A 25,512-nucleotide genomic window follows, 5' to 3' on the forward strand; every position below is an offset into this window, starting at 1 on the left:
GGTGAGTCGAAAAAGATTCAATGGATCTTTGAACTCGCCCTGTTTTTTACTTAATCAAAAAGTTTTTTATAAGATGGGTATCCTTCTTTTTCTAGTTCCGATTTAGGAATGAAACGAAGAGCAGCAGAATTAATACAATATCGTAACCCATTTGGACCCGGACCATCGTTGAAAACATGGCCTAAATGAGAATCGGCTGCCTTGCTTCTTACTTCTGTTCGAATCATACCGTGAGTGTAGTCCTCTTTCTCAATAATTTCTTCGTCAACAATCGGTTTTGTAAAACTAGGCCAGCCACATCCAGCATCATATTTATCTAATGAACTAAAAAGAGGTTTCCCAGAAACAATATCAACATAAATTCCTTCTTCTTCATGATTGTAATATTCATTTTGAAAAGGTGGTTCTGTTCCGTTTTCTTGTGTGATGGCATATTGCATCGGTGTCAGTCGTTTTTTTAATTGTTCTTTTGATTCTTTGCTCATTGTTCGCCTCCCCAATGGTGTTGAATAAATGCTTCTCTACCTGATCCTTTTCGATATCTCATATAATGAACTGGGTTCTTTTGATAGTAATCTTGGTGGTAATCTTCAGCTGGGTAAAATTCTTCAGCTGGTAAGATTAATGTTGCGATTGCTTTTGAGAACTTTGAGCTGTTTTCCAAGCTTACTTTAGACTGTTCAGCTAATTCCCTTTGTTTTTCATTGTGGTAGAAGATGGCTGTTCGATAAGAGTCACCACGATCAAAGAACTGGCCGCCGGGATCTGTTGGATCAATTTGTTGCCAGTAAATGGATAGAATCTTTTCGTATGAAAAAACAGTCGGATCAAATGTGATTTGAACAGCTTCAAAGTGACCTGTTGTTTCTGAACAGACTTCCTCATATGTAGGGTTTTTTGTATGACCGCCAGTGTAGCCTGAGACAACCGATTCAATGCCTTCAAATTGATCAAAAGGTTTTACCATACACCAAAAACACCCACCAGCAAACGTTGCTTTTTCGAAAGTGCGCTTTGTCATGAGAGTCCCCCCTTTTCTTTTTCACTCATTATACTAGGTATGTGAGGAATTTGAAAATGACTAGCATTTATGGTTGTGGTTCAACACCTGCTGTTTTTAATACGAGTAACCTTATGCCCATTCCGATTACATAACCGCTTAAGTGAAAAATAATCGGAAGCCAGATCACTCCAGCAACTTGACCAAAAAATTCAATGGATGAATAGATCACTCCAATCGTCCCAGCGTAAGCGGACGTGACAAAGGGAATAAAAGCATACTTAACTTCTTTTCCACCAGCGTCTCGATAGGCATCATACATAGAGAAGAGATATAAACAAGGATAAAACATAATCCATTGATAGTTTACGGTTGCATTAGCTGACTCACCCAAGCCATAGAAACTTGGAATAATTGCTAAATTTAACCTTGCTTGGACATTTACAATAAACTCCAATAAAACAAATAGAAATCCTTTTGCGTATTTTTGATTTAAAAATTGACCAAACCCAGGAAAAGCAATGCTCCAAAAAATGATCTCAGCTCTTTTTTCTTTGCTCATTTTAAGACCTCGCTATATTTTTATCTAGATGATTTATAGTGTATGTGTAAAAGATCTTTCTAAACTGAATGGATTCATTACAATAATTGGATAGAGGAAAGAATAGAATATTTTACTTGAAATAGACGAAAGTAAAAGATAGGTATGTTTATTTTTTTATAAAGGTGATAAAAATAAGGGATCGTTTAAAAAGGAGGTTACGATGGAGAGAGTAAATGAAACAAAAAAAATGAAAGTGTCCTAATTATATCAGCCGTTTTAGTAGGTCTTTTTGTATTGTGGGGGGCGCTGTCTCCTCGTTCCCTTGATGAGGCAGCAGGACAAGGACTAGGATGGATGTTAGATAACTTTGGGTGGTTTTACATGTTATCAACAGCTTTTTTTGTTCTATTTGTGATTGTCCTAGCATTAAGCCACTGGGGAAAATACGTTTAGGAAAACCAGATGAACGACCTGAGTATTCTTGGTATTCGTGGATTGGTATGTTATTTGCAGCTGGGATCGGAGTAGGTTTCGTCTTTTGGGGAGTAGCAGAACCAGTTTTATACTATTTTGATGCACCAGCAGGTATTACACCAGAAACTCCCCAAGCTGCCGTTGCAGGGTTACGGTACGCTGTTTTTCATTGGGCCTTACATCCGTGGGCAATTTTTTCGATTGTAGGACTAACTCTAGCATACGTCCAATTTAGAAAAGACCGACCAGCGTTAATTAGTTCGGCTTTTTACCCGTTAATTGGAGAAAGGGTACACGGGTGGTTAGGAAAATCCATTGATATTTTAGCCGTTATTGCTACTTGTACAGGTGTAGCAACAACGTTTGGACTTAGTGCCTTGCAAATTACAGGAGGACTGTCATATATATCTCCTATCCCTAATACCGTTGCTACTCAAGTTATTATCATTGCGGTTGTGACATTTTTGTTTATGTTTTCTGCCGCAAAGGGCGTAGATAAAGGGATCAAGAGGTTAAGTAACATTAATTTAGCTGTGGCCGCTGTTCTTTTGTTGTTTGTTATTATTGTAGGGCCAACACTATTTATAGCAGAGAGTTTTGTCACAACACTTGGTGGTTATTTTACGAACGTCGCTTCAATGAGTTTAACGATGACGCCATTTCTTGAAAGTGCTTGGCTTGGGACAAATACGATCTTTTTTTGGGCTTGGCATATTGCCTGGGCTCCTTTTATGGGGATTTTTATTGCCAGAATCTCAAGGGGAAGAACAATTAGGGAATTTATGACAGGCGTGTTAGTTGTACCTTCTATTTTAGCGGTTATTTGGTTTACAACGTTTGGTGGAACGGCTTTAAGTTTAGAAATAGCAGGGACAGCTCCGATTGGCGAGCTTGTCATGAACAATGTTGAATTAGCCTTATTTGCTACACTTGGAGAATTACCTTTAAGTGCTATAACGAGCTTTATTGCAGTGGTGTTAATCTTAATTTTCTTTATTACATCAGCTGATTCTGCGTCTTATGTATTGGGGGCTATGACGTCACACGGAAGTTTAAACCCTAGCTTGTTCTCAAAAATGCTTTGGGGTGTTTTAATTGCTGGGACAGCTGCAGTTCTTTTAATTAGTGGAGACGGTGGTTTAGGTGCCTTGCAAACAGCTTCAATCATTGCGGCTTTACCATTTGCGATTATTATGACGGTTATGATTGTTTCTGTTTTAATCATGTTAGGAAAAGACTATAAGCTCGAAGGTAGCAAACGCCGTAAAAGAAATCGAAAAGAAATAAAGGCTGAGATTCGGGATGAAATGTATGACAATATTAAAGAAGAAGTGATCGAAGAAATAAAAGAAGAAATGAAAGATGAACTAATTGATGAAATGAAAGAAGAAATAAAAGAAGATTTAATTGAAAAATTAGAGATAGATCAAGATGAAAAAAAATAAAGAAAGGAAAGGGATATTCAGTTATTTCCCTTTCCTTTTTGTATTGAATTCGTAAGTTCTATGCAGAAGTCTAACACACCCATTCCGCTTGTATCATATCCTAATAATGCCATTCGGCTATAAAGATTGATGGAAGAGAGGAGTTTGATGATGGAAAACTATCAGCAAGATCTTATGAATATTATGGTGAAAAAAGTGTTAAGTAAGCATAATGCAAAGCCAGCTACTGATTTGTCTGATGAAGAAAAAGAAAAGGTAAAGAAAGTCGTAGGAGAAATTCAAGCCGAGGTTGAAAAATTTCTTGAAAATCAAAATAAAGTACTAAGTGAAGAGGATTTCGAGCAGGGACCAGTGCAAAATTCTAATGATGAGGCTCCTACAAATTCAGTTATTGAGCAGTCTTTAGAAAAAATGATGAATAGCAACAATGATGTAAAACAAGTTAAGACGTTTTTTAATAAAGATGAAGAATAAATCAGGTGAGGAAAGTGGGGGCAACCTCACTTTCTGTTTTTTGAATAAAAAATGGGCTTCTTTATTGAGGCAAATGACCAATCAAATATCGGTGAATAGCAATAGTGTAAATTAGAAACGGAAAGGAGGAATTCGAGATGAGTCAAGAAATTAACCAAACAGCTGGTCAACTGGATAAAACATTCCAACAATCCGAGGAGTATATTTTTATTAGTGATTCTGCAGATATTACTGTGAGTTCAACGGATACGAAAGCAGCTGTATCTCTTCAAGCATCCCTTCAAGCGGCTATTGCCTTAATTGTTAGCATTTCAGTTGCTAGCAGTGAAGAAGCTGAAAGAATTACTCAGGAATTGCTTCAAAGTACGAAGACAAAACAAATGACTATGCAAAAGACTGTAATTGAAAACTCCAAAAACGTTAATGTGACAACAACAGATACGCAAATTGGTGTAAACATTCAATTACTATTGCAAATCCTACTTGCGTTATTAGTTAATTTAGATGTTCTTTAAGAGCTAATAAAAGATGGTATAAGGATGACTGTTATAGATTGCTATAATGGTCATCTTTTTTTATAGAGGTTGTCCATTTTCAATAGTGGTTCAAAGAAGTTAGTCCGGTAAAGAGATTATTCATATTGTTTGTACGACATTTCCTTTGTTACAGAAAAAATATTTGCTTTTTTTAAAATTAGTCAGAAAACCCAAGGCAAACGACCAGTCAAAATCAGCTAACAGACATAGTGTAAATTAGAAACGGAAAGGAGGAATTAAGAAATGAATCAAGATGTATATTATTCTTCAAAGAAAGACGATCAAAAAAGGTGGTCAGCATTAGACCCAGACGCATGTCATCCAACAGATAATGAAACAGTAACACAAAGCGCGGGTCAAGTAGATAAAACATTCCAACAATCAGAAGAATATATTTTCATCAAGGACTCTTGTGATGTGAATGTAAGTTCAACTGATACAAAAGCGGCAGTCTCTTTACAGGCATCTCTACAAGCAGCAATCGCGTTAGTTGTAAGCATTTCTGTAGCTAGCAGTGAGCAAGCAGAACAAATTACTCAAGAGTTATTGCAAAGCACAAAAACAAAGCAATTGACTTTCCAAAAAACGGTCATTGAAAACTCAAGAAATGTCGACGTAACAACAACAGATACGCAAATTGGTGTAAACATTCAGTTATTGCTTCAAATTCTTCTTGCGTTACTTGTTAATATTGATGTTCTATAGAACTTTGTCTCATTTTAGAGAAGGCAGGGAGATCCCCTGTCTTCTTTGATTTCTTGTGGAAAATTGATTGTTTTGCATTTTTTTGAACATAGTCCAAGTTACTAGAATAACGTAACTAAGAACAGATCTAATAGCGAGGAGATGGAATTATGTTTTATCATGTTGATCAATTGCAATACAATGCTAAGCCAGCTAGACCAGATGCTGTCTACGCAAAAAAATTACAAGAAATTTTAGGTGGCCAATTTGGGGAAATTTCGGTTGCTTTGCAGTATATGTTTCAAGGATGGAATTTTAGGGGGGAAGAGAAATATCGTGATTTGCTACTTGCAACGGGAACAGAGGAAATGGCCCACGTTGAAATGCTAGCTACGATGATTGCACGTTTATTAGATAATGCACCAGTTGGGGATCAAGAGGCAGCGGCAAAAGACCCTGTTATTGGAGCAGTCTTAGGTGGCATGAATCCACAGCATGCGATTGTAAGTGGACTTGGAGCTATGCCAACTGATAGTGTTGGAAATCCATGGACAGCTGCATATATTAACGCAAGTGGAAACTTACTTGCAGACTTTCGTTTAAATTTAACATCTGAATCACAAGGGCGTCTTCAAGCGGTTCGTTTATATGAAATGACAACCGATCCTGGTGTTAAGGATATGCTTTCATTTTTAATTGCGCGTGACACGATGCATCAAAATCAGTGGTATGCAGCGATCTGTGAATTAGAAGAAAAAGAGAATATCGTTGTACCAAGTTCTTTTCCACGTGCTCTGGAGAAGCAAGCTGTTGCCTATGATTTTTATGATCTTTCTGGTGGAACAGCTAGTAAGGCAGGCCGGTGGGCGAGTGGTCCTAGTATGGATGGATTAGGCGAATTCAAATATTATCATAATCCTAAGCCATTTGGAAAAATTCCAAAACTTAGACCTGCTCCTCCTTATGTTCATAACACAATGTTACCAAGCGATCCTCATCTTCCTCCAATGATGTAAATAAATTTAAAACGGATTTATTAGGATCTGTTTGTCGATGCCTTGAGAGACGAGCGCCTTCGTCCTCAGGGCTTTTGATGGAAACGTATGATTTCGTGGAACCTCTTGGAATTTCCTTATTTAGTTAGCTCCATTTCCATCTCTAACGTAAAAAAGGCAGAAAAAAAGGAAGCAAGAAGGAATTTTAGGGAAAAACGACGAAAATGTATATTTAAGAGCTAGTTTTGTCTAAGTTAGGAGAATGTAAAATGAATGATTCAGTCATTTCCTCATGTTTTGAAGCATCATTACAAGGGCAAGCAATCGTTAGTGAAACGGGTGCTTTTTTACTTGTGAATACGGCATTTTGTCAACATTTTGGTTATTCGAAAGAGGAAATGTATGAAAGGCCGATTGAATCGTTTTTCATATGTGAGGATCATGCTACGAAAGAGAATCATTCAGATTTTCTTTTCAAAAAGGGACAAAAATATGAGCAAGTAGAAAAGGTCATTTTGCACGGGAATGGGTATCTTCAGTCGACTCTCTTTACAATAACAGACGTTTCTTCTTCAGAGGAAACTTGCTTTCACCTTCAGTTAGATCGAGTAACGGTCAATTTACAGCAAGATGGAGATCAAAAGATGCTGTTAGAAAGCATTCGTAACAGAGATGAAGTTCGATTGCCTAAGAAGATTTTAGACGGCATAAAAGATGCCATCATTACAATTAAACTTAATGGACAATTTTTATATGTTAACGAAGAAGCAGAAAAGATGCTAGCGTTGACTTGGAACGATCTGCAGCAATCTGATTTTTGGTCATACTTAATGAAAGATAGAAATGAAACCTTAACGAAAAAGTTTTATCATTTACTCGTTGGTGAAGACTACGCTCAAGTAGAATATTTTGATAAAAAACATAGTAAATGGTTTGATGTTAGGGCCTATCGTTCTGAAGATCAAGTAACGATGTATTTTATAAATGTTACTGAGCGAAAACAAATGGAAGAAGAGCTCAGATTAAAAGAAGAGAATTATCGAAGTCTGGTAGAAAACATACCGGAAACCATTACAGTTCATGATGGCAACGAGTTTATTTATATCAATCCTGCAGGTGAATCACTATTTGGGGTGACAAATGCTGATAGGTTATCTGAGACGAAATTAAATCAATTGTTGTCTACATATGATATGGCGAAAGTACGAGAGGGAATTAGACAACTTTTATCTGGTGATATTGCTGTTGATCACTCCCTGTATACTCTTTTGCTGCAAAATGGAAAAACGATTGAATCGAAGCAACGACAACTGTAATTCAATTCAGAGGAAAACATGCATTTAGAACAATTATAAAGGATATTTCTGAGCGTAAGAAAATGGATGACCTTATAAGGAAATCCGATAAATTAGCAGTTGTAGCCCAATTAGCTGCTGGGGTAGCACATGAAATACGGAATCCGTTAACTACAATAAAAGGCTTTTTGCAAGTATTTCAAAAGGAAGAGAAATATAACTCTTTTTATCTAAATTTAGTGATGGAAGAACTAGAGAGAGTAGAATCCATCATCTATGAATACTTGACGTTAGCTAAACCGAATTTTGAAAATAAATTCCAAAAAATTGATATGGTTCATTTAGTAAATCAACTAATAACATTGACAGAAGCACAATCAAACATGAATAATGTTAAATTAGATTTTGAATATGAGCAGGTCCCAATGATTTATGGATTAGAGAAACAACTGAAACAAGTTTTAATTAATTTAATTCGTAATTCCATTGAAGCGATCGCTGAAAAAGGAGTTATTACAGTACGAATCGCAAACCATCCACATAATCAAATTTGCATACAAGTTGAGGACAATGGATGCGGAATTCCAAAAGAGAGAATTGAACGGTTAGGTGAACCTTTTTATTCAACGAAAGAAAAAGGGACAGGTTTAGGATTAATGGTTTGCTATAAAATTATTGAACATCATAACGGAGTATTTAATATTTATAGTAAGGAAGGTTTTGGAACCAAAATGGAAATCATTTTACCTACTTCTGTCGCAATGGAAACAAACGAAGCATTGCCACAGTAGCTTCGTTTGTTTAGGTTTGTTTTTTAGTGTATTTCTTAAGCTCATTAACTAATAAAGCTTCTTCCGCATCTGTTAAAGAAAATACAACGCCGTATTCGTATGAGTATGCTAATGCTTTCTTCCAAACAATTTCACCTTGTACGACCAGCTTTTCTGAATTAAGTTGAAATTGAATTTCTAGGGAGGTTTTCGTATTTTCAGGGTCTGGCAATGATAAGGAGGATTTTCCTCTTAAACCTCCAGGACTAATATCTAAAAGTTGGATTTCTCCTTCAGAGCTTGTAATTTCTTTTTCTGCAAGTTTAATTAGTTTGAATGTTGCTTGGATTGGGGAGCTAAAAGGGAAACGGAATGCTTCGTTACGACGATAGGGCACAATCATCTCTCCTTTCAATTTGATATTTACACAAGTATAGCGAATAATACAGAGAAAATACACGTTTTTCTTGATGATACAAAGTTGTTCGAAAACTAAAAAAAGTAAAAACAGATTGAGAGAATTTGTAACAAGTTTGTGAGAATTTGTAAAAAGAGGAAATAGTCTTCAAATGCGACAGTGTCTTTAGTATCATTGGGATTGTTGGAAGCGCATCAACAAATCCAACCTAAAGACAAAGGAGGAATTTGAGATGAGCAAGAAACTACTTTATACAATTTTAGCGGGAGCACTTTCAGTTAGTGTGTTAGCAGCTTGTGGAGAGCCAGTGGATGAGAATGCGCCAGTGGATGATCCGGCTGCCGTTGATGAACCAGTAGAAGAAGACGTAGAAGCAGCTGAATAAACATACTTACTTTGGAGCGACCTTATTATAAGGTCGCTCTTTTCATTTCCATAGAAAAATAGCATAATATTTTCAAATAGCAATTTGTTTGATAAGTTATCTCCTATATTTAATTGAAAAGTAGCGAATAATCTGGTAATAATAGTCTTGTTCTTTTAAAAAAAAATTATTTGCAACAATAAAACTATGTGTTAATATGCATTAAGTAGAATAAATATTATATTACTAAACATATAGGGGGCTTTACTTATGATGAAAAAAAATTGGTTACTGGCTGGTATGTCGGCCGTATTGTCTGTCGGAATACTAGCTGGATGTGGTGGCGACGAAGCTACTGATCAATTAGTTAGCTTTGAAATTCCTAGCGAAGGGGAATTAGGTTCTGCAATTGCGTTTCCTAAAGGAAGTGAACTTCTTGAACCATTCAATCAAACATTGAATGAGTTAATTGAAAGTGGGAAAATGGACGACCTAATTATCAAGTGGTTTGACGCAGAAGAAGCTACAGAAGTTGAACTACCAGAAGCTACAGAAACAACAACGACATTAATTATGGGAACATCTGCTGATTACCCACCTTACGAGTCAGTAGATCTTGAAACAGGAGAAATTGTTGGCTTTGATATTGACATTGCTAAATACATTACAGCTCAATTAGGATATGACTTACAAATTGAGGATATGGACTTTAATGGTTTAATTCCTGCTATGGAATCGGGACGAGTTGATTTTGTTTTAGCTGGTATGACGCCAACTGAAGAGCGTAAAGAAAATGTTGACTTCTCTGACATTTACTATGAAGCAACAAACTTAATCGTTTCAAAAGAAAGCACGGAGATTTCATCTCTTGAAGATTTAGAAGGATTAAAAGTTGGTGTTCAATTAGGTTCGATTCAAGAAGAAGAAGCGGATGAGCTAGCTGAAGTGTACGGATTTGAAGTAGTGAAATTAAACCGTATTCCTGAAATTATGCAAGAATTGAATGCTGGACGTATTGATGCAATCTTAATGGAAGATACTGTTGCTGAAGGTCATTTAAACGCGCAGTAATGAAAAAGTTTTTAAAGCATACCCGCGCGCAAATATTTGCCGCGGGATGTGTTGTGTTAGAAAACAATGTTAATAGGAAGGAAATTGGGCATGAATTTGGATTTTAGCCAAATCGTGCCCCATATCCCTTTTTTGTTACAAGGGATCGGGGTCACGTTACAATTTGTATCAGCTGCACTAGTATTAGGTCTCGTTTTAGGAATCATATTGTCCATTTTTAAGATTGGTCGATTCCGAGTTCTTCGTTGGTTTGCAGATGCCTATACATCTGTATTTCGAGGAACACCTTTAATTTTACAATTATCAATTATTTATTTTGGGATTCCGCAATTTGGAATGGATATTTCAGCTTACGTGGCTGGGGTACTTGCTTTTGGATTAAATTCAGCAGCGTATGTATCAGAAATCATTCGTGCGGGGATTCAAGCTGTTGACAAAGGTCAAAAAGAAGCGGCTGAAGCACTTGGAATTCCATACCGTCCGACGATGTTACGTATTATCTTGCCACAAGCTTTCCGTAATATCTTGCCTGCACTTTTCAATGAGTTCATTAATCTTACGAAAGAGTCTGCCATTGTCTCAATCATCGGAGTCATGGACCTTATGCGTCGTGCTCAAGTTTTAAATGCGCAGATCTATCGTTATTTTGAGGCGCTTTTATTTGTTGGTCTAATCTATTATTTACTTGTGATGGTGTTAACGATTATTGGCCGTCTTATTGAAAGGAGGTTGCAGCGCAGTGATTAAGGTAGATAATTTATATAAATCATTTGGAAAAGTTGACGTGTTAAAGGGGATTTCAACTGAGATTAAAAAGGGAGATGTTGTCGCCATTATTGGCCCTTCTGGATCAGGGAAATCAACTTTCCTTAGATGCATGAACTTATTAGAAAAGCCGACATCAGGTAAAATATATGTTGGAGGAGAAGAATTAACTAGCCCTAAAAGCAATGTATTACGAGTGCGACAACAAATTGGGATGGTTTTTCAACATTTTCATTTATTTCCTCATATGACTGTGTTAGGCAACTTAACCTATGCACCAATGACTGTAAAAGGAATTTCAAAGTCTGAAGCTACAGAAAAAGCAGAGACGCTTTTAAGAAAGGTTGGCTTGCTTGAAAAACGAGATGAATATCCAAGTCGACTTTCCGGTGGACAAAAGCAACGTGTGGCCATTGCAAGGGCGTTAGCGATGGAACCAGATGTCATGTTATTTGATGAGCCTACGTCCGCATTAGATCCAGAAATGGTTAAAGAAGTATTAGCTGTTATGAAAGACTTAGCAACCTCAGGGATGACGATGGCGATTGTCACGCATGAAATGGGCTTTGCGAGAGAAGTAGCTGATCGAGTTCTCTTCTTAGATCAAGGTATTCTAATGGAAGATGCACCACCAAATGAATTTTTTTCAATCACCTCGTTCAGAGCGTGCTAAAGAGTTTCTTGAAAAAGTTTTATAAAAAAAGACTACACCTGTGTAGTCTTTTTTATATACAGAAATGGTACATATTATATAATAAACTAAAAAAAGCATAGGAGAACAAAATGTCATTTAGAATTGGGTATCGTACGCTTAAAACGGCAGTAGGTGCAGGTCTTGCTGTAGCGATCGCACAGTGGCTACAATTGGATTTTTACGGATCGGCCGCTATCATTACCATTCTTTGTATTTCTGTTACCAGAAGGGACTCTTTAAAAGTATCTTGGGCTAGAATAGTTTCTTGTATGATTGGGATGGCCATTAGTGGACTGTTGTTTGAGATCATGGGATATGAACCATGGACGCTTGCTATTATTATTGTCTTATTTATACCCATTGTTGTTATGTTAAAGATGAATGCAGGTATTGCGACAAGCTCTGTCATTATTCTCCATTTGTATACAGTTGCAGATATGTCAGTGTCACTCATTATAAATGAGCTTTTGTTAATTGTTATAGGAGTAGGAGTTGCTCTTTTAATGAACTTATATATGCCTAATAGTGACAAAGCTTTACGGGTGTATCAAAAGGATATTGAAGAGCATTTTAAGACGATTCTTCACGAATTATCGATTTATTTACGTCATGGAGAAAGCAAGTGGGAAGGTAGTGAAATATCTGAAACGGTTGACTTACTTCAAAAAGGACAAAGTTTAGCCATACGGAATATCCAAAACCACATTCTTCGATATGATGATCAATATTATTATTATTTTCGTATGAGAGAAAAGCAATTTGAAATATTAGAACGGCTAATGCCTTATGTTTCCCAAATTCATGAAACGGTCATTCAAAGTGAAACGGTTGCGGATTTTTTAGATGAGCTTAGCAACGCTGTTAGCCCAGCAAATAGAGTACCCTATTTTTTAGAACGTCTCCGACAAATGAAGGATGGGTTTAAAGAAATGCCTCTTCCGGAAACGAGAGAAGAGTTTGAAATTAGGTCATCATTGTTGTATATTTTGCACGAACTTGAGGAATATCTACAAATAAAAGATCGATTGTGGAACCACGCGGATAAAAAGAAACTATAAACGTGTACAAAAACCATATGGTTACAACTAGAAATGAGGGAGGAATATTCATGAAACTTTCACTTTTTTCAATGTTATTTCTTCTAATTGCATCCCCGATTTGGCCAATTGGTGAAAACCCAACTGTCGGTGATCCATTTATTATTGTGAATGTCTCCTCTAATGAATTAGCTTTTATTAATGACGGAGAAATCAAAGATGTTTACAAAGTGGCAACTGGAAAAGTTGGGGATGAGACCCCTCTAGGGACGTTTACCATTATAGTGAAAGCAAAGGAGCCTTATTACCGGAAAAAAGATATTCCAGGAGGAGATCCCAATAACCCTCTTGGTACGAGGTGGATTGGTTTTAATGCAAATGATACGGATGGAAGAATGTTTGGTATTCACGGGACCAATCGCCCAGACTCTATTGGCTATTCTATAACCTCTGGGTGTATACGCCTTCCAAATATGATTGTTGAAACATTGTTTGAAGAAATTCCACTTGGGACAACCATTCACATAACAGATAAAAACGAACCGTTTTTAGAAATAGCTACACAATTTGGAGCAATATAGTAAAAAACCTGGTGCATTGTACCAGGTTTTTTACTGTTTCACTTATGATAAGCAAATCCTAATTTTGTTTTAGAAGAAAGATACACCCATTAAAAGGGTACCAAGGACCATGGTTACAATCATAATGTAAATAATTGCTTTTTGAAATTTACGTGGCATGTGAAACCCTCCTCTTCAATACCTTTTTCTATTTTATCTCCTTATTCGTATTTGGACAAGGGAAATCTAGAAGATACCAGATAAAAGCAGGAAACGCCTTTAAAAATAGAGAATAACACAATAAAAGAACGGAGGAGGGAGATTATGGAGAAAAAAGGACCAGAGAGAATTGATCACATTGGCATTGCAGTCTATTCGATTGAGGATGCACTTTCTTTTTATACAGAGCAGTTGCATTTGAAATTAGTTCATATAGAAAATGTTCCATCTCAAGGAGTAAAGGTTGCTTTTTTAGAGATTGGAGAATCTAAGATTGAATTACTTGAGCCTTTATCTGAAAAAAGCCCCATTTCAACATTCCTGCGAAAGCGTGGTGAAGGAATCCATCATGTGGCTTTAGGTGTAAAGAATATACAATCAAGGATTGAGGATCTACAAAATAATGGTGTGAAGATGATACATGATCATCCTGTCGAAGGAGCAGGCGGTGCAAAAGTGGCGTTTTTACATCCAACTTCTACAAAGGGTGTTTTATATGAGTTTTGTGAGAAAAGTTAGATAATTATATTGGAATAGAGCAAACTTGCGCTTTTGTAACGAGAACGGTAACATTTACAAGAGCGATCAAGTAGAATTTCATTAGAAGCTTGTACATAACAAAAATGGGAGGAATACGTAATGGTAGATGAACAACGCTTAATAGATGAGTTTTTAGAACTCGTTCAAATTGATTCGGAGACGAAGCATGAGGACTTAATTGCTCCTATATTGAAAAGGAAATTCGAAGACTTAGGAATTTCAGTAATGGAAGATGATGCTGCAAACAAAACAGAGCATGCAGCTGGAAATCTAATTTGTACGCTTGAAGGCACAAAGAGTGGTGTTGATCCAATTTACTTCACTTCACATATGGATACAGTTGTTCCAGGTAAGGGAGTTAAACCTTCCATAAAAGATGGTTATGTCGTTACAGATGGAACGACTATACTAGGAGCTGATGATAAGGCTGGAATAGCAGCTATGCTCGAAGCGATTCGCGTCTTAAAAGAGGAAAAGATTGAGCATGGTACGATTCAATTTATTATCACAGTTGGAGAAGAATCAGGTTTAAATGGGGCAAAGGTTCTTGATCCTACTCACTTAAAAGCCAAATATGGTTTTGCTTTAGATAGTGATGGTCCAGTTGGAAATATCATAGTAGCTGCTCCAACACAAGCGAAGATTAAGGCTACCGTTTTAGGAAAGACTGCACATGCCGGAGTTGCACCAGAAAAAGGGATATCCGCAATTACTGTTGCATCAAAGGCTATTTCAAAAATGCCTCTTGGTCGTATTGATGAGGACACGACGGCAAACATTGGTCGTTTCGAAGGAGGGACACAAACGAACATCGTTTGTGATCATGTAGCTATCTTGGCAGAAGCTAGATCGTTGATTGCTGAGAAAATGGAAGCGCAAGTAGAGAAGATGAAACATGCTTTCGAATCGACAGCACAAGAAATGGGAACGTCAGCTGAAGTAGAAGTCGAAATTATGTATCCCGGCTTTAAACTTGGTGATGGTGATGAAGTTGTTGAAGTGGCGAAGAAGGCAATGAAAGAGATAGGTCGAACACCAAAACTTCTCCAAAGTGGTGGTGGGAGCGATGCAAATATTTTTGCAGGTCATGGTGTTCCTACAGTGAACTTAGCAGTAGGGTATGAGGAAATTCATACGAAAAATGAGCGTATGCCAATTTCAGAGCTTGTAAAGCTATCGGAAGCGGTTGTATCTGTTATTAAGCAAGTTTCTGATAAATAAGACGATTGAAGAGGTCCTACATATGTAGGACCTCTTCTTATATAGATAGACCGTATGATCTAATTTAGATTTATTTTTCATAGAGGGTGAAATAGGGAGTTGTAAAAACGGTCATTAAATTAATGAATTAGCTTTAACGGTTTGCCAAATTCTAAACACTCCAAGATGCGTTCTTCAGAGTCTCCAATCAGCAAAGCTAACTCAGCTATGGTTGGCGATTTTCTTTTTTCTTTCCGGAGTATGGCTACAAGGAGTAATACTTCATCTAATAATGTGGTGTAATAGTTTGCATTTTTCCCTTTATTTATAGACATACGTATTCCCCCTTCAGAACAATTTTTAGTTAGTATAACCTTACAGCAATAATGATGTTCCTGCAACTAAGGGAGCTTTATTAAACGAACGTTCTTTCGTATAATAGCTTAAAAAGGAGGTCTTTAGGATGAATCGAGCACGCCTTATTTTTCATTTAGACATGAATAGCTTTTTTGCTTCAGTAGAAATAGCTCATAATCCTTCTTTGCAAGGGAAGCCAGTGGCCATAGCTGGAAACCCTGAGGAGAGAAGAGGGATTATTGTTACAAGTAGTTATGAAGCAAGATCCAAAGGGGTGAAAACGACTATGCCTATTTGGGAAGCGAAAAAGTTATGTCCTAATTTAATCATCCTAAGACCGAATGGTGATCGATATAGAGAGGCATCAAATCGTTGTTCGACTTACTATTTACGTATACTCCGCTTGTGCAGCAAGTTTCAATTGATGAAGGATACCTTGATCTAACATCTTATATGTACAAAAAAGACCCAATCCAACTTGCGAGGTCGATGCAAGAAGACGTATTTACTCAACTGAAATTACCATGCAGTATTGGAATTGCGCCGAATAAATTTTTAGCGAAGATGGCCAGTGATATGAAAAAACCAAACGGAATAACGGTTTTGCGGAAACGTGATATTGCAGAGAAATTATGGCCTCTCCCAATAAATGAAATGCATGGAATTGGAAGAAGAACGGTTGATAAATGGAGGAACTTGCATATCTCCACGATTGGTGATTTGGCAAATGCAGAGAATGAATTGCTCCTAAAGAAATTCGGAGAACGTGGATTAGAGTTGAAAAAAAGAGCAAATGGAGAGGACGATCGACCGGTAAATCCTCACGCTTATTCAGAATATAAATCAATAGGACATTCAACGACGTTACGGGCGGATACGAGAAACAAACAAATCATTATGTCAACGCTACAAGAGTTAGCAAATCGTGTACATAAAAGGTTGCGAAAGAAAGACGTATTTGCTAGAGGCGTCCAATTAACCATTCGTTATTTTGACTGGAAATTAGTTACAAAAAGCCGCAAGCTAGAAAGCCCTATCCAAGAACAAGAGGACCTGTTTCTGGAAGCTATCACACTTTTGGAAAAGGGGTGGAGTGGCGAATCCGTTCGGCTATTAGGAATTAGTACGTATGACTTAATCGAGAAAAAGTATGCGTATAAGCAATTGGATTTATTTACATATAAAGAAGAGATCAAGAAAGATGATATTAATGAAATGGTTCAGCAATTAAAAGAACGTTTTGGGGAAGATATCATTCAAAAGGGTTGGAAAAAAGAAGAAACAGAATAGAATAAACATCTGCGCTTCTTAAACCGATAGTAAAGGTAGATAGAAATGAGCGGAGCGTGAAAGATATGCAGATTCAGCAGCCTATACATACATTGCAACAGTCAGAACGTCCGATTCCAATTAGAGAAGGAGACGTATATAAAGTCACTGTTAAAGAACAAAGAGGTGCAAATGAGGCACTTCTTTCTCTAAGAGGGCGAGAAATGGTAGCAACATTTGATGGTGCAGTACCTTCTGGTGAACGGACGACTATACAAGTAATCTACTCTGAACAAGATCATATTCGGGTAAAGGTTATCCACGATGAAGGCAAAAGAGGAACTAGTCATGCTAGAACAGGCGAGCAGGGGCAGCAACAGCAACAGAGTGTTACCCAAACGTTACGTCAGTTCGGTATTCAACATCCAAGTTCTGAATTAAGGCAGGCAGTTGCAATTGTTATGGATAAAGGTGTTCCTCTTTCTAAAGAAGCGGTAAGAGATTTACATAGATTTGTGAATGAAGGGAGAGTAGAGCAACGATTACATACAGTTGAGGTATTGGCAAATAAGCGAATAGAAGTTACATCTACTCATTTACGATCCATTCATGAAACATTACACGGTCGTCCAGTTAGCGGAGTTCTACAGGATTTAGCGAAAGAATTAAATCGTGATTTCAAGCTTGAATCTGCACCGAGGGAGCGATTTGAGAGACCGAATTCAGTGACTCAACACATTCGTGAAGTTCGCCAGGATGTGCAAACAGCTAGAACCGTGCAACAAGCCAGTGAGCAAATTGAGAGTAGATTAATTCAATCCGACCGAGTAAGCCGCGATCAAGCGGGACAATTAGATCGAATCATACAACAAGCAAGAATGGATGCAGGACGTGGACACGAGAGAGTGGGGCTAGAACGAATTGCACAAGGACTTGAAAGGTTAGAGCGAGATGTGCAATCAAGCCAAGAGCGTGGACAAACAAATCAAGTGCGGGAAGGAAATTCTGCACGAGCAGTAGATTCAAACCAAGATGTACGAAATTTGATTCAACGTGAATCTTTGACTCGTGCCTCAGAACGGGTCCAGCAATTGGCTAATCAACCACAAGTAGATCGCCAAATGAGTCGTGTGGTGGAACAGTTAGCAACAGAAGTTCGTAATATTGATCGAGTCGGTACAGACCGAGTGATTCAGACGCTTCAACATGTGGAGAGAGAGGCTGCAAACCCATCAGAACGGCAGCTGATCCAAGGTGTGCGTCAACAAGTGGAACAACATGGCTTGTCCCTAATGTCAAGGGAGCGAATTGAAAGTCTGAGTAGGCAGTTAGGAGAAAATCGTACGCCGGGACACGAGCAATTAACACGGGAAGTCCGACAAATGAATCAAACCCAACAGTTGGTAAATGACCGTTTAATAAGTGCTGTGAACCAACTAGAAAATCAAGCAGTAACAAAGAAAACCTCAACTCAAGCTCTACACATTCGCGAAGTTCACCAGGATGTGCAAACAGCTAGAACCGTTCAACAAGCCAGTGAGCAAGTTGAGAGAAGATTAATTCAACCTGAACGAATAAGCCGCGATCAAGCGGGGCAATTAGATCGAGTCATACAACAAGCAAGAACGGATGCAGGACGTGGACAAGAGAGAGTGGGGCTAGAACGAATTGCACAAGGACTTGAAAGGTTAGAGCGGGATGTGCAATCAAGCCAAGAGCGCGGACAAACAAATCAAGTGAGGGAAGGAAATTCTGCACGAGCAGTAGATTCAAACCAAGATGTACGAAATTTGATTCAGCGTGAATCTTTGACTCGTGCCTCAGAACGGGTCCAGCAATTGGCTAATCAACCACAAGTAGATCGCCAAACGAGTCGTGCAGTCGAGCGGCTCGTTACAGAAGCACGTCAACTTGATAAGATTTCGGTTGAACGTTTAAGTCAAGCGTTGCAACAAGCTGAAAGGGGACTAAATACTGAACCAGAACGTCAAGCTCTTTCCGAGGTCCGTCAGCAACTTGCTCAACAGGGATTGACTAACACTGTTCAAGGACGAATTGAAACAATTGTAGGGCAAATCTCTACTAATGAACTGTCCAAGTCTCTTCGTCAGTCGGTCCAATTGCAACATGCAGGGAATGAGCGCTTACAGCAATCTTTACAGTTAATGGAGAAAAGGCCACAAGTTGAGACCTCACACGTTAGAACTTTGAGTGAAGTAACATCTGAAGCCTTTCAAACTCTTCGACGAGAACCTTCCTTAGAACAGGCTATACAGAAAGTAAATACATTATTGAATAACCATTCCGAGCTCACTGCGGGGCAACAAAATAGATTGAATGAATCTGTTTCGATTGCACGAGAACTACAGCAGCAAGGAAGAGAGTTAAAAGCACGTCAAGAATTGGCCAATTTTATTCAAGAAATTGATAAAGGTATTCAGCAGCAACAAGTTTCTAAGCAAGATCCAAGTTCCTATACGAGAAATGAAGAATTTCAAACAAGTATAGAAGTTGCAAGCAAGGCAATTGCTGTAACGACGATAACAGAAAAAATGGCTCAAATGACTGTTGAATTTAAAAAGCTTCAAAGAGATATTACAAGGAATCTTGATCTCGTTAATCGGCAAATTGAGCAATTTCGCCATCAAGCTCAACCTCAAGCAAAACCATTGCTTGAAACGACTATTAAAAATCTAGATCATGCAATATTAAAAAGTGAAATGATGTTAGTTACGGACATGAAAACCGAGCGTCAACTAATGGTGGCGAGCAGTCAATTAACAGAAGCTAAGAAATTACTTAACCGTGGCCAATATCGACAAGCTAACGAAATTGTGCAAGAAGTAAAGCGGCAAGTTGAGCAACTTCAATTTAAACCATCGGAGACGAAAGTAAAGCACTATACAGCGGCGAATGAACAAGCGTTACGCGAACTACCAGCGAAAGGATTTGAAGCGAAATACGTTGAAGTGGCTCGGGGACCTATTCAAGAAGGATCACCACGATCGATGTTTGAAATGGTTCGTAGCCTAGGATTAAATCGTGATAGTGAAATCGCTTTGCAATTAGCATCTGGTCGAGAGCAACAAGAGTCGTCTGATCGAAATCTGAAGTCCTTACTTATGCAGATAGCCAAAGGAGAAGAGGAAGGCTCAAGAGTTCAGCAGTTAGCCAATCAGGCACTAACAAATGTAACAGGGCAGCAATTAATGAGCCGTTCAGATCAGCAAAGTAATTTGCAAAGTCTGTACTTTCAATTGCCACTTCTATTGGAAGATAAAGTAGAAAATTTACAAGTTTTTGTTAATTCACGAAACGAAGGGCAAAAAGTAGACTGGGAAAATTGTAGTTTGTACTTTTTAATGGAAACTCCAAAAATGGGGGAAATCGGGATTGTCATTTCTGCAACAGAACGACAACTTTCTGTTACATTAAAAAACAACAAAATTGATTTCAAAGAAAAAATGGCTCCGCTTGTGGAGATGGCTGTAACGAAGTTGGGTGAGATCGGCTACTCCATCAATGGAATTAATTATAGCAAATTGAATTCAGTAGAGAAGCCAACGACAAATGAGCAAGAATCTTCGCAATTACCCGTATTTGGCGAGAAAGGATTTGACTATAAAATATGATGGTGACAAGACATATCAACCATAAACAAAGAAAAAAAACCAATGGGCCCACTGCTGCTGTTATCCGTTATGACGATGAAAATGGTGGAGCTCCCAAAGTGGTTGCCCATGGAAAAGGTCAAATAGCCAATCAAATTATTGAGTTAGCGAAAAAAAACAATGTTCATATGCAAGAAGATGCTAAATTAGTAGAAAACTTAATAGATATGGACTTAGGAGACAATATCCCTCCTCAACTCTATTCTGTTATAGCTGAGATATTATTACTTATTGAGGAAATGGAAAAAAGCTATTAAACTCTAGTGAACAAAATCCGATATAAAAACAAGAAAGACTAGATATGGAGGTGGAACGTGTTGACCACATTCCTAACAGAAGAAGCGTTATTACAAAAATCGCCACAGGAACTTACAGCATTGCTTTATGAAGCTTGTTTGACAAATTTGGAAGATGCAATGGAATATATGGAGAAGAAAGATTTTATTAAAGTAAATGAAAAGTTGCAAAAAGCAAGCGATATTATTCATAGAATAGGAGCTGGATTAAACTATGAAGCAGGTATCGTTGCTGATCAGCTTGAACAAGTGTATAACTATATTGCAAATCAGTTAGTAATAGCAAATTTCACAAAAGACAGAGCGAAGATAGCAGAAATAGTTAACATTCTGACAACAATTATGACTTCGTGGAATGAAGCAATGAAAACTAACCGAGATCGAATGCCTAACCGTGTAAAACAAAAAATAAAAGTATATGATAGCTATTCAATTTATGAATGATGACTAATAAAAAAAGAGGATGTAATGATATATGAAAATCAATAATAATATTCAAGCATTAAATGCTTACAGAAATTTAAATCAAAATCAATTTAATACATCTAAAAATTTAGAGAAATTATCTTCCGGCTTGCGGATTAATCGCGCAGCAGATGATGCAGCTGGACTGGCTATTTCTGAAAAAATGCGCTCACAAATTCGTGGGTTAAAACAGGCTGAACGTAACGCGATGGACGGAATCTCACTTATGCAAACTTCAGAAGGAGCAATGCAAGAAGTTCATACTATGCTTCAAAGGATGAGAGAATTAGCCGTACAAGCTGCCAATGATACAAATACAGAATATGATCGTGAGCAAATTCAAAAAGAAATTGATCAACTGAAACTTGAAATAGATGATATTTCAGAGAAAACAGAGTTTAATACACGTAAATTATTAAATGGGTTTAGTGCAGTCTTAACTACTTATGATACGAATGCAAATAGTATTAACCTAGTTGATTTTCCACGAGTAATGGATGCAAACCTTAAATCAGGAGATTATCAGCTTGCGATTTCAGGAGTTTCTCCCAAATATACTGCCACACAACCTTCTGCGGGATTAGGTCAACATGTTGATGACATTGTCTTTGAGAATTTCGGTGAAGGTGCAGAAGCAATGAAACTTGGTGAATATACCTTATTGGTTCGAGATGTTGAGCCGAATAATTATGCCAGAGTGGAAGTTCTCGATCCAGATGGATTGTCAATTGGGAGCAAGGTTGTAGAAATTGGTGAAAAAGCAATTCAGACTACAGATGAAATTAATGAAGCTATTTTATCTGCTCAAACAGAAATGACTGCAGCTGAAGAAGCAATCGCTTCAGCTCAATTAGATATTGATAATGCAAGACAAGAGATTGCTGTTGCAGAAGAAGAGATAATTGAGGCGCAAGCAGTAATTACTGAAGCTCAAGCTTTAAAGTCGGGGGCTGAGGATGAGCTTGGTGTACTCCAAACTGAACTAAACAGTTTAGAAGAATTAGATGAACCAACTGAGGAGCAAACTAGTCGTATTCAAGTGCTTTCGGGATTAATTGTTGAACAACAAACTATTATTGGAGATCAAGACCAAATTATTAATGAACAAGAGAACTTAATAGCGAATAGGCAGGCTTCTCAAGGAACAAATCAAGAGCTAATTACTGAGAGAGAAGCTTCACAAGAAACAAATCGAGGATTGATAACTGAAAAAGTTGCTCTTTTAGAAGATTTAAGAGCAAATGCAATTGAAAGAAGGACGGTCTCTGGACTTACTATAGATATCCATAAGATTTCATCGGCTGGAACAGTAAAAGTAAAAATGGAAGCAGAGGCAACAATGGAGTTAAGAAGTGTCTCAAATGGTAGTGCAGTTGCTATTCAAGCTCCACGTGAACTAGTGAGTACAAATGGGGCATTCCGTTATGGGGGAGTGGAATATCAGTTCAAAAATAATATTAAAGCATCTAATTCAGATGAAGGTGACTTTAACTTTACTGTTACCAACAATGCACTTTCATTTCAAATTGGACCGAATACAAACCAAAACGTTATGATTGATATTCCGCGAATGGATATCGTGACTTTAGGAATTGAAAATGTAAATGTACTAACCAATGAGGATGCAAATAGAGCTATTTTTGCATTTGACCAGGCAATAAACAAATTATCTGAAGCGCGCTCTAAATTAGGTGCAGTTCAGAACCGTATGGAACACACAATCAACAACCTTCAAGTAACTCATGAAAACTTAACAGCATCTGAATCACGTATCCGTGATGCTGACATGGCGTTAGAAATGACGGAGTTCACTCGTAACAACATTTTAAATCAATCGGCAACAGCGATGTTAGCTCAAGCGAATCAATTGCCTCAAGGCGTATTACAATTGCTACAATAAAAAAATGAAGAGGTGTCTTAAAAGGGTGGAATCTTTTGGAGGCACCTCATTTTCATTTCGTTTTGTGTTAGACTAACGAAAGCAGGTTTCAAATGAGAAAGTAGGTGCACTATGGATGTACAGCGTATAGCCAAGACAGGTTTGGGCCGTGTTGAACCGAAAAAAGTAGGCCCTGAAGCGAAAGTGTCTTTCCAGGAAGTGATGGGAAAACAAAGGGATGAAAAAGCATATGAACGCTTGTCGCAGCTGATGAGCAAAATAGATGATCAAGGAAAAGTTCTCGCCGAAACAAGGACGGTAGATGAACTACGAAAATACAAACAGCTTGTAAAAGAGTTTATGGAAGATGCCGTTCACTTTGGCTTGAGTTTAGAAGAGCGAAGAGGATTTAATAGACGTGGTCGAACGAAAATTTATAAAATTGTACAAGAAGTTGACCGTAAGCTGTTGGATTTAACAGATGCTGTTTTACAAAAACAAAAAAAAGGGTTAGATATATTAAATATGGTTGGTGAAATAAAAGGGCTTATGGTCAATATTTATGCGTGAGAACAGCCTACATTCGATAACCAATGATAGAGGGCAGTGAAAAGCATTAGCCTTGCAAACAAATTGAATCTCCTACCATAAAAGGATTTATTTGGTTATACAGACATAAAAAAATCCCCTATTGTATGTGTGAAGACATGTTACTCAAATCACAAACAATAGGAGAAATACCATGCATGTGCATGTAAAATAAATACATTTAAGGATGGAAAAGTAACCCTAGCAGGGGGGAATGACACGGAGACTCCTGCGGGACCAGTGACCCAAGTGTGAGACCCCGCAGGCGACAGCCGAGGAGGCTCACCGGGCACCCGCGGAAAGCGTAGTGTCATTCCCCTGCGGATGGTTACCCATTAACTTATGTAAGAAAATTCCTGTTTTCTGCAAGGCTAGTGAGTGACAAAGTGACAATGACCGATTTCCTGCCCTCTTCATTACATAAGTGGAAACAGAACGAGTAGAAATAGATTAAAGATAAGGTGAGACACGATTACGAGAATGATATTTTCGGTCTTAACATAAAGAAGAGACCAAACAAATCCTGCAATCAAGGCAGCGATAACGAGAAGAATGCTCCCTGTTACGATATGGGCTGCTCCATATAGCAAGGTCCCGATAAACGCTGCCCGTAACAAGGAGGTTCTCCTGCTTAAATGTTTTACAACAAATCCACGCCAAAACCACTCTTCTCCTGGAATAATAACAAGAAAGAGCCAGACATAGTGTATAGGTTCAACTGGTTGTACGAGCAAGTAAAGCTGTTGTAATTGTGCTAATAATGGAATGTCAGTTATGACAATAAGCCATTTGCCAATAGCAAACAACAAATAAATGAAAACACCACTTCCTATCGCAATGATCCATTGAACCAATGAAGGAGTTTCAAATGTATGCCGCTCAAATATCCAGCTATATATCGTTAGCAAAAGTAGTGAAAACGGAAAAAGCGTCCAAAAGTGATTGGGCTGTACGGAAAAACTTAAAGATAATAAAATAAGGGCTAAGATCATGCCGATTGTAAAGATAACATTGTTTTTGTTCATATTCTATTCCTCGTATGTTCGTTTGTATTATAAAAAGAAGGTTTTTGATATTCCAAAGCAACAATCCATGCGAAATAGCCATAAATAAGAAGAAGGTGAGAAAGTGGATCATCTTGTATTTACGTATCGAACGCATATTCATGCACCAATTGAAACGGTTTGGAATTTTTTTTCAACAGCTGATAATTTAGCAAAGATTACAACGTTCCCTAAAGTGACGATCCTAACTAATCCAAGTACAACAAAAGGAAATACGATTTTAATGAAACTGAACTTTTTCTTTTTGTCTGCACACTGGGCCTCTGTTATTGAAGATGTTGAGGCTCCGCACTTTTTTATTGATAAAGGAGAGAAAATTCCATTTCCATTTAAGGAATGGCATCATAAACATCGTTTTTATTCACTAGGCTCACAAACAGTTATGGAAGATATCGTTACATTCAAAGCGTGGGTTCCTAGTTATATTAGTAAACCTATTTTAACGAATATGTTTAAAGAAAGGGAAGAGGCAATTAGAAAAGAATTTAATAACGGCAACTCTAAATGTAAGGGTGCTACCTGACATCAGGTGGACGTTTGTTTTATCGTTTGAACTTCGTTTGTTCTGGGAACGATAGGAACAAAGGAGTGGCAAATATGCATTCAAAACAAACGGTTAAATACATATGTGAGTCGTATCCATCTGGTAACAATTATTATTATAAAAAAGAATTAATTACACATGATTCTTGGAACAATATACATTCTCTTAGCTGGTCAAGAGCTAGACCAATATCAAAAAAGACATTCCACAAGCGCAAAAAAGAAGGGTATAAAATAGAATATGTGAAAAGGGAAAAAGCACCAGCTGATGTCCTTCCTTTTATCAAAAAGTGAC

The 25,512-nt window shown here is 37.6% G+C and carries 25 protein-coding genes and 5 pseudogenes; 23 read left to right on the plus strand and 7 right to left on the minus strand.

The features are described from left to right. Positions 1–50 precede the first annotated feature (50 nt). From msrB to JCM9140_RS03290, 3 genes are all read right to left on the minus strand, one after another. Positions 51–485: a peptide-methionine (R)-S-oxide reductase MsrB gene (gene msrB / locus JCM9140_RS03280; protein ID WP_034742307.1), complete on the minus strand. Its 435-nt coding sequence runs from the start codon at positions 483–485 to the stop codon at positions 51–53. Next, the gene (msrA, locus tag JCM9140_RS03285; RefSeq protein WP_034742310.1) at positions 482–1,021 is read right to left on the minus strand and encodes a peptide-methionine (S)-S-oxide reductase MsrA; all 540 of its coding nucleotides are present in this window, start codon (positions 1,019–1,021) and stop codon (positions 482–484) included. Before msrA ends, msrB begins: the two co-directional genes overlap by 4 nt. A gap of 67 nt (positions 1,022–1,088) precedes the next feature. Further along, positions 1,089–1,562 (minus strand): hypothetical protein, encoded by a 474-nt coding sequence (locus JCM9140_RS03290; RefSeq protein ID WP_034742313.1) that lies wholly within the window; start codon positions 1,560–1,562, stop codon positions 1,089–1,091. 276 nt (positions 1,563–1,838) lie between these two features. Here JCM9140_RS03290 and JCM9140_RS03295 point away from each other — a divergent pair. From JCM9140_RS03295 to JCM9140_RS22280, 7 genes and pseudogenes are all read left to right on the plus strand, one after another. Beyond that, positions 1,839–3,463: pseudogene (locus tag JCM9140_RS03295) on the plus strand (BCCT family transporter). A 150-nt stretch (positions 3,464–3,613) separates the two neighbouring features. Continuing rightward, a complete protein-coding gene (locus JCM9140_RS03300) occupies positions 3,614–3,937 on the plus strand; it encodes a hypothetical protein (protein ID WP_034742316.1) in 324 nt (107 codons plus the stop codon). A 143-nt stretch (positions 3,938–4,080) separates the two neighbouring features. Beyond that, positions 4,081–4,452 (plus strand): annotated as a pseudogene (locus JCM9140_RS03305) (spore coat protein); the annotation flags it as partial. 264 nt (positions 4,453–4,716) lie between these two features. Further along, positions 4,717–5,178 carry a spore coat protein gene (locus tag JCM9140_RS03310; RefSeq protein ID WP_034742322.1) on the plus strand — a complete coding sequence of 154 codons (462 nt, stop codon included), beginning with the start codon at positions 4,717–4,719 and terminating at the stop codon, positions 5,176–5,178. 149 nt (positions 5,179–5,327) lie between these two features. Further along, on the plus strand, positions 5,328–6,173 hold the full coding sequence (locus tag JCM9140_RS03315) for a manganese catalase (RefSeq protein ID WP_034742325.1): 846 nt from the start codon (positions 5,328–5,330) through the stop codon (positions 6,171–6,173). Between the two features lie 248 nt (positions 6,174–6,421). After that, positions 6,422–7,468 carry a PAS domain-containing protein gene (locus JCM9140_RS22275; RefSeq protein ID WP_052002029.1) on the plus strand — a complete coding sequence of 349 codons (1,047 nt, stop codon included), beginning with the start codon at positions 6,422–6,424 and terminating at the stop codon, positions 7,466–7,468. A gap of 62 nt (positions 7,469–7,530) precedes the next feature. Beyond that, positions 7,531–8,238, plus strand: coding sequence for an ATP-binding protein (locus JCM9140_RS22280; protein WP_052002030.1), 708 nt, complete (start codon positions 7,531–7,533; stop codon positions 8,236–8,238). Positions 8,239–8,248: 10 nt separating this feature from the next. On the opposite strand, the gene JCM9140_RS03325 is transcribed toward JCM9140_RS22280, so the two are convergent. Beyond that, positions 8,249–8,614 (minus strand): PilZ domain-containing protein, encoded by a 366-nt coding sequence (locus JCM9140_RS03325; protein ID WP_034742328.1) that lies wholly within the window; start codon positions 8,612–8,614, stop codon positions 8,249–8,251. A 253-nt stretch (positions 8,615–8,867) separates the two neighbouring features. Between JCM9140_RS03325 and JCM9140_RS23515 the strand changes: the two genes are divergently transcribed. From JCM9140_RS23515 to JCM9140_RS03350, 6 genes and pseudogenes are all read left to right on the plus strand, one after another. Further along, a complete protein-coding gene (locus JCM9140_RS23515; protein ID WP_166485447.1) occupies positions 8,868–9,020 on the plus strand; it encodes a hypothetical protein in 153 nt (50 codons plus the stop codon). A gap of 462 nt (positions 9,021–9,482) precedes the next feature. Further along, positions 9,483–10,064, plus strand: a pseudogene (locus tag JCM9140_RS03330) (transporter substrate-binding domain-containing protein); the annotation flags it as partial. A gap of 96 nt (positions 10,065–10,160) precedes the next feature. After that, the gene (locus JCM9140_RS03335; protein WP_034624909.1) at positions 10,161–10,817 is read left to right on the plus strand and encodes an amino acid ABC transporter permease; all 657 of its coding nucleotides are present in this window, start codon (positions 10,161–10,163) and stop codon (positions 10,815–10,817) included. After that, positions 10,810–11,533, plus strand: a pseudogene (locus JCM9140_RS03340) (amino acid ABC transporter ATP-binding protein). The gene JCM9140_RS03335 and the pseudogene JCM9140_RS03340 overlap by 8 nt, the downstream one beginning before the upstream one ends. Before the next feature lie 85 nt (positions 11,534–11,618). After that, positions 11,619–12,587 (plus strand): aromatic acid exporter family protein, encoded by a 969-nt coding sequence (locus JCM9140_RS03345; RefSeq protein ID WP_034742331.1) that lies wholly within the window; start codon positions 11,619–11,621, stop codon positions 12,585–12,587. A gap of 50 nt (positions 12,588–12,637) precedes the next feature. Then, positions 12,638–13,147, plus strand: a complete 510-nt coding sequence (locus JCM9140_RS03350; RefSeq protein WP_034742334.1) for a L,D-transpeptidase — start codon at positions 12,638–12,640, stop codon at positions 13,145–13,147. A 69-nt stretch (positions 13,148–13,216) separates the two neighbouring features. Here JCM9140_RS03350 and prli42 read toward each other — a convergent pair whose 3' ends face one another. Continuing rightward, positions 13,217–13,306 carry a stressosome-associated protein Prli42 gene (gene prli42, locus JCM9140_RS23520; protein ID WP_152608134.1) on the minus strand — a complete coding sequence of 30 codons (90 nt, stop codon included), beginning with the start codon at positions 13,304–13,306 and terminating at the stop codon, positions 13,217–13,219. 144 nt (positions 13,307–13,450) lie between these two features. Here prli42 and mce point away from each other — a divergent pair, with 144 nt between their 5' ends. Both mce and JCM9140_RS03360 read left to right on the plus strand, forming a co-directional pair. Next, on the plus strand, positions 13,451–13,864 hold the full coding sequence (gene mce / locus JCM9140_RS03355; RefSeq protein ID WP_034742336.1) for a methylmalonyl-CoA epimerase: 414 nt from the start codon (positions 13,451–13,453) through the stop codon (positions 13,862–13,864). A gap of 120 nt (positions 13,865–13,984) precedes the next feature. Further along, positions 13,985–15,106, plus strand: coding sequence for a M20/M25/M40 family metallo-hydrolase (locus tag JCM9140_RS03360; RefSeq protein WP_034742339.1), 1,122 nt, complete (start codon positions 13,985–13,987; stop codon positions 15,104–15,106). Positions 15,107–15,225: 119 nt separating this feature from the next. On the opposite strand, the gene JCM9140_RS03365 is transcribed toward JCM9140_RS03360, so the two are convergent. Next, entirely contained in the window at positions 15,226–15,420 is a 195-nt protein-coding gene (locus JCM9140_RS03365) for a hypothetical protein (RefSeq protein WP_034742342.1), read from the minus strand. Between the two features lie 161 nt (positions 15,421–15,581). Here JCM9140_RS03365 and JCM9140_RS03370 point away from each other — a divergent pair. The 6 genes and pseudogenes from JCM9140_RS03370 (at position 15,582) to JCM9140_RS03400 (ending at position 23,592) form a co-directional block, all read left to right on the plus strand. Next, positions 15,582–16,732 (plus strand): annotated as a pseudogene (locus JCM9140_RS03370) (DNA polymerase IV). A 56-nt stretch (positions 16,733–16,788) separates the two neighbouring features. Next, positions 16,789–20,343 carry a coiled-coil domain-containing protein gene (locus JCM9140_RS22285; protein ID WP_156314739.1) on the plus strand — a complete coding sequence of 1,185 codons (3,555 nt, stop codon included), beginning with the start codon at positions 16,789–16,791 and terminating at the stop codon, positions 20,341–20,343. Next, positions 20,340–20,639, plus strand: a complete 300-nt coding sequence (locus JCM9140_RS03380; protein WP_034742345.1) for an EscU/YscU/HrcU family type III secretion system export apparatus switch protein — start codon at positions 20,340–20,342, stop codon at positions 20,637–20,639. The genes JCM9140_RS22285 and JCM9140_RS03380 overlap by 4 nt, the downstream gene beginning before the upstream one ends. Before the next feature lie 57 nt (positions 20,640–20,696). Continuing rightward, a complete protein-coding gene (gene fliS / locus JCM9140_RS03385) occupies positions 20,697–21,122 on the plus strand; it encodes a flagellar export chaperone FliS (RefSeq protein WP_369384392.1) in 426 nt (141 codons plus the stop codon). A 31-nt stretch (positions 21,123–21,153) separates the two neighbouring features. Next, entirely contained in the window at positions 21,154–23,043 is a 1,890-nt protein-coding gene (locus tag JCM9140_RS24320) for a flagellin N-terminal helical domain-containing protein (protein ID WP_235715263.1), read from the plus strand. 111 nt (positions 23,044–23,154) lie between these two features. Further along, positions 23,155–23,592, plus strand: coding sequence for a YaaR family protein (locus tag JCM9140_RS03400; RefSeq protein ID WP_034742348.1), 438 nt, complete (start codon positions 23,155–23,157; stop codon positions 23,590–23,592). A gap of 434 nt (positions 23,593–24,026) precedes the next feature. On the opposite strand, the gene JCM9140_RS03405 is transcribed toward JCM9140_RS03400, so the two are convergent. Continuing rightward, entirely contained in the window at positions 24,027–24,635 is a 609-nt protein-coding gene (locus tag JCM9140_RS03405; RefSeq protein ID WP_034742351.1) for a CPBP family intramembrane glutamic endopeptidase, read from the minus strand. A 103-nt stretch (positions 24,636–24,738) separates the two neighbouring features. Here JCM9140_RS03405 and JCM9140_RS03410 point away from each other — a divergent pair, with 103 nt between their 5' ends. Continuing rightward, positions 24,739–25,197 carry an SRPBCC family protein gene (locus tag JCM9140_RS03410; RefSeq protein ID WP_034742354.1) on the plus strand — a complete coding sequence of 153 codons (459 nt, stop codon included), beginning with the start codon at positions 24,739–24,741 and terminating at the stop codon, positions 25,195–25,197. Positions 25,198–25,271: 74 nt separating this feature from the next. Then, positions 25,272–25,511, plus strand: a complete 240-nt coding sequence (locus JCM9140_RS03415; protein WP_034742358.1) for a hypothetical protein — start codon at positions 25,272–25,274, stop codon at positions 25,509–25,511. The last annotated feature ends 1 nt before the right edge of the window (position 25,512 follow it).

The sequence above is a fragment of the Halalkalibacter wakoensis JCM 9140 genome (assembly GCF_000513095.1).
Classification (GTDB): Bacteria; Bacillota; Bacilli; order Bacillales; family Bacillaceae_D; genus Halalkalibacter; species Halalkalibacter wakoensis.